Origin of the sequence: Ochrobactrum sp. RH2CCR150 (assembly GCA_014138095.1) — a bacterium.
In the GTDB taxonomy this organism is placed as follows: domain Bacteria; phylum Pseudomonadota; class Alphaproteobacteria; order Rhizobiales; family Rhizobiaceae; genus Brucella; species Brucella gambitense.
In genome coordinates this window covers 96,743-104,337 of the sequence record JACGXE010000015.1, presented here as the reverse complement: position 1 = coordinate 104,337, position 7,595 = coordinate 96,743, and the positions used below count along the sequence as shown (strand labels likewise).

Below are 7,595 nucleotides of genomic sequence, written 5' to 3'. Positions count from 1 at the left end.
CGAACCCGACGGCCCTGCCTCACGCAGAGCCGCATCAGTCCCAGTCGAAGCCATCATCAAATCAGCCTCTTACTGCTTTACCAACGGACAGCCGCCCTTATCGAGCGGACGGAACGCTTCGTCGCCCGGAATGGTGCGAAGAACCTTGTAATAGTCCCACGGTCCTTTGGATTCCGCAGGCGACTTGACCTGAACAAGATACATGTCGTGTACCATACGACCGTCTGCACGCAGCTTCGCATTGCGGGCAAAGAAGTCACTGATATCCATCGTGCGCATCTTGTCGAGCACTACCTTGCCGCTGGTGGACTTTGCCGCCTCGGACGCCTTGAGATAGTTCATGACAGCGGAATAAACGCCAGCATGAACCATCGTTGGCATTTTGCCATTCATCCGCTCACCGAAGCGCTTCGACCAGGCGCGGGTCTGGTCATCATAATCCCAGTAAAAGCCGGTGGTCAGTGTCAGGCCTTTTGCAGTCTCAAGGCCAACGCTATGGACGTCGGAGAGAAACAGCAGCATGCCTGCTATTTTCTGGCCACCCTGCGCAATGCCATATTCATTGGCCTGCTTGAGCGCCGTCATCGTATCGCCCGACGAATTTGCAAGAGCAATCACGTCCGCACCCGATGCTTGCGCCTGGAGCAAGAAAGACGAGAAGTCAGTGGTTTCACGTGGGTGACGAACCGAACCCACAACTTCACCACCGCTCGCCTTGACGGCTTCTGTTGTATCCCGTTCAAGGGCATGACCGAACGTATAGTCAACAGTGATGAAGTACCACTTCTTACCGCCCTCCTGCGTCATGGCGCGACCGGTGCCATTGGCGAGTGAATAAGTGTCCCAGGTCCACTGCGCCGTGGTTGGCGAGCAGGCTTTGCCCGTCAGGTCCGAAGAACCTGCGGTGGATGCCAGAAATGCTACGTCCTTATCGCGCGTGATCTCTTGAACAGCCATGGCGACCGACGATGTCGGCACATCGATAATGGCTTTGACGTTCTTCTCGTCGATCCAGCTGCGCGCCAATGTGGAGCCGATATCCGGCTTGTTTTGGTGGTCGCCAACGATGACTTCGATGGGCTCTCCATTCAACTTGCCACCGAAATCCTCCACAGCCATCTTGGCCGCTACGACCGAGCCTTCACCGGCTAGGTCGAAATTCATGCCGGACATGTCTGTCAGCACGCCCAGTCTAACTGGTTCTGCCAAAGCCGGGCTCGCAAGCATCATTGCGGCAAATGCACCAGAGAGCATCATTGATTTCATTGTCATGGTTTTCCTCCTCCCAAATAATAACGGTGTCAGCTCGACTGGCTGTTGCTTTCCGCAATCAGCCTTGCCAGATAAAACTGGTCAGCTTCATAAGGTGCGGCCCAGTTGGCGCGGTGTTCCTGATCAATGGCCCTCTTCGTCATCCGCAAGGCCATTGGCGGACATTCAGCGATCGTCTGCGCGAAAAGCTTTGCTGTTTCGACCGCGCCACCCGCGGGCGCAATCTTGTCGCACAGCCCCATTTTGAGGGCGTCCTGCTCGCCGATCCGCTCATTGGTGAAAAGCGCGAGCTTGGCGCGCGTCGGCCCGATGAGCGATGACAGGAGGGGCAAACCGCCCCAACCCAGCGTCATGCCCAGACGAACTTCCGGAAACTGAAAGAATGCGCCCTCAGCCATAACGCGGAAATCCGCCGCCAATGCCAAAATACCGCCCCCGCCGACGGCTGGACCTTCGACAGCTGCAATAGTGATTTGCGGCAACAGCCGCCACCGATCACACATGACGCCGCCAAGCGACATGGCCGTGTGACGAGAAACAGCGTCCGAACCATTCCGCCACAGATTTTCGTCCTTCAGATCGACGCCACCCGAAAAACGGCTTTCAGTACCCGTGATGATAACGACCTGAATAGTGTCATCCGCCGACAGCTCGTCAGCCGCTTCTATGAGCTCTTTGATCGCTTTTTCATTGAGAGCATTGGCCTTGCCGCCACGGTCATAGCGCACCACCGCAATCGGTCCTTCGCGCTGGATATCGACTATGGCCATTTCCATCCTCCCAGATGTTTTCGCTTTGACATACTACCGAGTATGTTGCATATTCCAAATAGGTTTGCAACTGCCCTCTTTTGAAGGTTTAGTTGCGACCGGGGCAGGAGGAATTCAGAATATGACGCCAGACCAGCGTGCGCTCGACCGCAACCATTCCGTGTTGCGATATCTTCTCGATCAATATGCAGCGGAGCGCCCCACAGCACCATTCGTGCATTTTTGGCCATCGACAGAATGGGATTACAATACAACCCGGGACCGCGTTCGCCAGCGCGCGGCAACGCTGCAATCCCATGGCGTAAAACGCGGCGATCACGTGCTTTGTTTTATGGGCAACGGGCCGGACCTACTCACCACCTGGTTCGCCATCAATTATATCGGCGCGGTCTATGTGCCGATCAACACCGCAGCCCTCGGGCGCCCGCTGGAACACATTCTGGATGACGCGGATGCACCGTTGATGATCGCACATGTCGACCTCGTGGAACGTTTGCGAGATATCGCTCCGGGCAAACTGCGTAAAGTTCTTGTCGTCGAGGGTACAGCTGACTGCGCAGTCGCTAGCGTGGAAATCCTGCCTCTGATCGATGTTGAAACCGTCAGCGAGACCGAACTTGTTCTCGACGCGCCGATTGAGCCGTGGGACACGCTGGCTATCATGTACACCTCTGGCACGACTGGCAATGCCAAGGGCGTCGTAACCTCTTATGTGCAGCTTTATACGATGGGTCCGGACGCCTTTGACTGCGTCGATGAAACGGATCGCTGCATGATTTGCGGTCCGATCTTTCATTGCGGTTCCACGCTTTATGTCTATGCGATGCTGGCGCGCGGCCTTTCCATCGGCATGATGCGCGAGTTCAAAACGCAGCATTTCTGGCAGGCGGTGCGGGAAACGAACTCGACCTACTGTCTGTTGCTGGGTGTGATGGCCAGCTTCCTTCTGAAACAACCGGTTTCATCGGATGATCACAATCACCCGCTACGCCGTGCATTCATCACGCCATTTGGCGAAGACGGCCCATTGTTCGCCGAGAGATTTGGCGTGGAAGCGTGGACCATCTACAACATGACCGAGATAGCCAGTCCGCTTGTTGCTGGACCCGGCATTACGCAAAAGGGTATCGCGGGAAAGCCGCGCCCCTGGTATCAGTTGCGCGTCGTTGACGAAAACGACATCGAAGTGCCGGATGGCACGGCTGGTGAACTTGTCATTCGCTCCGACCGCCCCTGGGCTTTGATGAAAGCCTATTACAACAATCCGAAAGCCACTGTCGAAGCCATGCGCAATGGCTGGTTTCACACCGGAGACAGTTTTCGTAAGGATGAAAACGGCGTTTATTTCTTCGTTGATCGCCTGAAAGACGTCATCCGGCGGCGCGGTGAGAATATCTCCTCCTTTGCGTTAGAGGCTGAAGTGCTTTTCCACGACAGCGTCAAGGAATGCGCGGCTATCGCAGTCCCAAGCGAATTGAGCGAAGATGAAGTCCTTATCGCCGTAACGCCGGTGGACGGACAAGAAATTGTCGCCGAAGAGTTGCTGGATTTTCTTGCAGGCCGCCTACCCCGCTTTATGGTGCCGCGCTATGTGCGGATTTTGGAATCTCTTCCGAAGACATCGAGCGGTAAAATCCGGAAGCATATTTTGCGCAGTGAAGGGGTTACCGAAAACACGATCGATCGCGAGTTGAAGGTGAAGCGCGCAAGTTGATTTGCAGAAGCTCGACCCCGATAAATCGAAAGAACTGAACACATGGAAAATTTCGTCTTCAACACAACGCCATCCATCGTGCTACAGACCGGCGGTCTGGCGAAGATAGCCGATATCGCCGGGCACCTGTTGGGCAAGCGTGTTGTGATCGTGACCGACAAGGGATTGCACAAGCTCGGACTTCTGGACTCTGCAACAAATGCGCTGGAACAGGCAGACATTGCCGTTTCGATGTTTGACGACGTGCAGGCTGATCCGCCAGAAAGTAATGTTCTCGCGCTGAAAGATCACATCCTGGCGCATGAAGCGACAGGTGTCCTCGCCATTGGCGGCGGCTCCTCAATGGATGTTGCAAAGGTTGCAGCCCTGATCGCAAAGAGCGGTGAGGCGCTCAACGACATCTACGGCGTCAATATTGCGCGTGGCCCGCGCCTGCCGCTCGTTCTGGTGCCAACAACAGCGGGAACAGGGTCGGAAGTCACACCGATATCGATCATCACCACGGGAGCATCGGAAAAGAAGGGCGTTGTTTCTCCGCTTCTGCTGCCGGACATGGCAATCCTCGACGCGGATTTGACCGTAGGTCTGCCAGCAGCTGTAACCGCCGCGACCGGCATTGATGCGATGGTGCACGCCATCGAGGCCTATGCGTCAGCGTCTGCCAACAACAATCCCCTGTCGCGCTCATTGGCGCGCAACGCTCTGCAATTGCTCGGCTCCAATATCCGCACTGCAGTCTTTGAAGGCCAGAACCGAGATGCACGGGCTGCCATGCTGCTTGGCTCATTGCTTGCCGGTCAGGCCTTTGCCAATTCTCCGGTTGCTGCGGTGCATGCGCTCGCCTACCCGATTGGTGGTCATTTCCATGTGCCGCACGGCTTGTCCAACGCGCTCGTGCTTGCGCATGTGTTGCGCTTCAACTTGCCGGAAGCGAGCCATATCTACGCGGAAATTGCAGCCGATGTTTTCCCAGAACTCGCCAGCATATCGGCGGAAAAACGCGCTGAAGCCTTTGTCGAAAAACTGGCAGACCTCAGCCGTGAACTTGGCGTACCGCAGGCATTGCGCGAGGTGAACATCACAGAAGACGATCTGCCTCTGCTTGCGCGTGACGCCATGAAACAAACCCGCCTTCTGGTCAACAATCCGCGCAAGGTAACCGAGGCGGATGCTCTGGCGATTTATAAGGCCGCATATTGATATCGCCGCAGTTGGCATCATAAAAAAGGCCGGTTAAACCGGCCTTTTTCGTTTCTATCAGCAAATCTCAAACAAGCCTGCCGCGCCCATGCCGCCGCCAACACACATGGTCACCACCACATAACGTCCATTGCGCCGTTTGCCTTCAATGAGGGCGTGCCCGGTCATACGTGCACCCGACATCCCATAAGGATGGCCAATCGAAATAGCGCCGCCACTTACGTTCAGTGTTTCATTGTCGATGCCAAGCTTGTCGCGGCAATAAAGCACCTGCGCTGCGAAGGCCTCATTCAACTCCCACAGATCGATATCATCGACCGTCAGGCCGTGCTGTTTTAGCAGTTTTGGCACGGCATAAACCGGACCAATACCCATCTCGTCAGGCTCACAACCGGCAACAGCCATTCCCCGATAAATACCGAGCGGAGAAAGGCCTCGCTTTTCCGCTTCCTTCGCTTCCATCAGTACGGAAGCGGAAGCCCCGTCCGACAACTGTGAGGCGTTACCAGCGGTAATAAAGCCACCCTGAGCTATAGTCTGGCCACCAGCAAAAACAGGCTTCAATCCGCGCAAGCCGTCCAGTGTAGTTTCGGGACGATTGCCTTCATCCATGGCCAGCTCGACGCTTTTCGAAGATATCTCGCCTGTGACCTTGTCCTTGATCAGCATAGTGGATTGAAGCGGTACAATCTCGGCGTTCAACCGGCCCGCTGCCTGAGCGGCGGCCGTGCGCTGCTGCGATTGAAGCGCATATTCGTCCTGCGCCTCACGCGAGACGCCATAACGCGCCGAAACAATCTCGGCCGTCTCAATCATGCTCATATAGGTGGCGGGCAGATGCTCGGTTAGCCAGGGATCGCGCCAGCGATAGACATTCATATGATCGTTCTGCACCAGCGAGATCTGCTCCACGCCGCCGCCAATGGCAATCGTCATGCCATCACCGGTAATCTGCTTGGCAGCTGTCGCGATAGCCATGAGCCCAGAAGCGCATTGACGATCCATCGACTGGCCAGGAACTGAAACAGGAAGGCCCGCCCTCAACAAGGAGGTGCGGGCGATATTCATATGGGTCGTGCCTTGCTGAAGCGCCGCGCCAATGACGACGTCCTCCACTTCCGCGCCATCAATGCCTGCGCGTTCAACAGCAGCGGCAATAGCGTGCCCTGCCAGCGCTGGCGCTGTCGTGTCGTTGAAAGCTCCGCGATAGGCCTTGCCAATCGGTGTGCGCGCAGTTGATACGATTACAGCTTCTCTCATCAGAGCTCCTCCACTGACGCCGAAACGTAAAGCCTTTCGGCTAATTCTCTAAGTTCCGGGGTCAGCGGAACAGGTCGTCGCGTGTCTCGGTTCACATAGACATGCACATATTCACTTACAGCAGCAGTCAGCTCTTCGCCATCCTTGAAGATGCCAAATCCCCACAGCAAGCTTGTATTACCGATATGCTCGACACGAACCCCGATAACGACATTGTCGGGATAGGAAATCTCGGAGAAATAATTCGTTGAATTGCGTGCGACGACGCCGATTGGCGTGGAGCCATTCAGCTCCAGAGCGCCTGCCGCGATCAACGATCGGTTTAACGCCGCATCGCAATATTGCATATAAACGACGTTGTTGACGTGGCCATAAATGTCCATGTCACTCCAGCGCGTCTGCATCTCGTAGAACTCCCGATAGGCTGAGCGAGGTTCAGCCTTCGGGCGAGGCTTTTGCGCCGTCATTCGACGACCTCGTGCACCCTCGACGTTGCAATGATGCGATCCACATGCGCCAATCCGGCATCGGTTTCGATGAAGTTGGTCATATCATCGATCTTCGTGAAAGCGGCAGCGACAGCTTCGGGCGTCCGCTCACCCTTCGGCAGATAAACGCCTTCGCTTTCCACAATCGCCATGCGGGCTACAGTCCCTGCACCTGCGAGAAGAACGGTGCGGCTCGGGGCCTGCTCGCTTACGAGGAAGAGAGCCGCCGGAACAACGTTTTCCGGTGCGAGGCGCACCAGCATTTCCTTGTCCAGCACATCACCGGTCATACGCGTTGCCGCAGTCGGCGCTATCGCATTAACGTGAATGTCGTATTTGTCACCCTCAAAATGCAGCACATTCATCAGGCCGACGAGTCCCGCCTTGGCGGCACCGTAGTTGGACTGTCCGAAATTGCCGTAAACGCCTGATGTGGAGGTTGTTATCAGGATGCGGCCATAGTTCTGGCCTTTCATGACATCCCACACAGCGCGGCTCGCATTCGCAGAGCCAATGAGATGCACGTCAACCACAGCGCGAAAATCGGCCATTTCCATCTTTGCGAAGCTCTTATCGCGCAAGATGCCGGCATTGTTGATGAGAATATCGATGCGGCCAAATTCTTCGACAGCGCGCTTTGCCAGCGCCTGCATATCCTCGAACTTCGTGACGTTACCCGCATCGGCGATAGCCACGCCGCCCTTTGCGCGAATTTCCGCGACCACCTTTTCCGCGGCTGCAGACGCGCCGCCTGTTCCATCCCGGCTGCCGCCGAAATCATTGATGACAACCCTCGCGCCGCGTGCAGCCAGTTCAAGCGCATAAGCGCGTCCAAGTCCCCCGCCTGCGCCTGTTACGATTGCAACGCGATTTTCAAATGAAATAGACATA

General features: G+C 56.0%; 7 protein-coding genes. 2 read left to right on the top strand and 5 right to left on the bottom strand.

The window, feature by feature from the left end:
- Nucleotides 1-69: 69 nt before the first annotated feature.
- Nucleotides 70-1,272 carry an ABC transporter substrate-binding protein gene (locus tag FHW03_RS21895; protein ID WP_182522570.1) on the bottom strand — a complete coding sequence of 401 codons (1,203 nt, stop codon included), beginning with the start codon at nt 1,270-1,272 and terminating at the stop codon, nt 70-72.
- A gap of 29 nt (nt 1,273-1,301) precedes the next feature.
- Entirely contained in the window at nt 1,302-2,042 is a 741-nt protein-coding gene (locus tag FHW03_RS21890; protein ID WP_182522569.1) for an enoyl-CoA hydratase/isomerase family protein, read from the bottom strand.
- A 121-nt stretch (nt 2,043-2,163) separates the two neighbouring features.
- On the opposite strand from FHW03_RS21890, the gene FHW03_RS21885 reads away from it, so the two are divergent.
- Together FHW03_RS21885 and FHW03_RS21880 are read left to right on the top strand one after the other, a co-directional pair.
- On the top strand, nt 2,164-3,756 hold the full coding sequence (locus tag FHW03_RS21885) for an AMP-binding protein (RefSeq protein ID WP_182522568.1): 1,593 nt from the start codon (nt 2,164-2,166) through the stop codon (nt 3,754-3,756).
- 42 nt (nt 3,757-3,798) lie between these two features.
- On the top strand, nt 3,799-4,956 hold the full coding sequence (locus FHW03_RS21880; protein WP_182522567.1) for an iron-containing alcohol dehydrogenase: 1,158 nt from the start codon (nt 3,799-3,801) through the stop codon (nt 4,954-4,956).
- A 57-nt stretch (nt 4,957-5,013) separates the two neighbouring features.
- Here the strand turns inward: FHW03_RS21880 and FHW03_RS21875 are convergent, their stop codons facing one another.
- The 3 genes from FHW03_RS21875 to FHW03_RS21865 are packed head-to-tail and all read right to left on the bottom strand — an operon-like array spanning nt 5,014 to nt 7,594.
- Complete coding sequence (locus FHW03_RS21875) at nt 5,014-6,216, bottom strand: acetyl-CoA C-acyltransferase (protein WP_182522566.1); 1,203 nt, start codon at nt 6,214-6,216, stop codon at nt 5,014-5,016.
- Nucleotides 6,216-6,683: a thioesterase family protein gene (locus FHW03_RS21870; RefSeq protein ID WP_182522565.1), complete on the bottom strand. Its 468-nt coding sequence runs from the start codon at nt 6,681-6,683 to the stop codon at nt 6,216-6,218. The genes FHW03_RS21875 and FHW03_RS21870 overlap by 1 nt, the downstream gene beginning before the upstream one ends.
- Nucleotides 6,680-7,594, bottom strand: a complete 915-nt coding sequence (locus tag FHW03_RS21865) for an SDR family NAD(P)-dependent oxidoreductase (protein WP_182522564.1) — start codon at nt 7,592-7,594, stop codon at nt 6,680-6,682. The genes FHW03_RS21870 and FHW03_RS21865 overlap by 4 nt, the downstream gene beginning before the upstream one ends.
- Between the last annotated feature and the right edge of the window lies 1 nt (nt 7,595).

Excerpts from the sequence above, each read along its gene's own strand:
- FHW03_RS21895 (WP_182522570.1), bottom strand. The coding sequence starts at position 1,272 with ATGACAATGAAATCAATGATGCTCTCTGGTGCATTTGCCGCAATGATG.
- FHW03_RS21890 (WP_182522569.1), bottom strand. The coding sequence starts at position 2,042 with ATGGCCATAGTCGATATCCAGCGCGAAGGACCGATTGCGGTGGTGCGC.
- FHW03_RS21885 (WP_182522568.1), top strand. The coding sequence starts at position 2,164 with ATGACGCCAGACCAGCGTGCGCTCGACCGCAACCATTCCGTGTTGCGA.
- FHW03_RS21880 (WP_182522567.1), top strand. The coding sequence starts at position 3,799 with ATGGAAAATTTCGTCTTCAACACAACGCCATCCATCGTGCTACAGACC.
- FHW03_RS21875 (WP_182522566.1), bottom strand. The coding sequence starts at position 6,216 with ATGAGAGAAGCTGTAATCGTATCAACTGCGCGCACACCGATTGGCAAG.
- FHW03_RS21870 (WP_182522565.1), bottom strand. The coding sequence starts at position 6,683 with ATGACGGCGCAAAAGCCTCGCCCGAAGGCTGAACCTCGCTCAGCCTAT.
- FHW03_RS21865 (WP_182522564.1), bottom strand. The coding sequence starts at position 7,594 with ATGTCTATTTCATTTGAAAATCGCGTTGCAATCGTAACAGGCGCAGGC.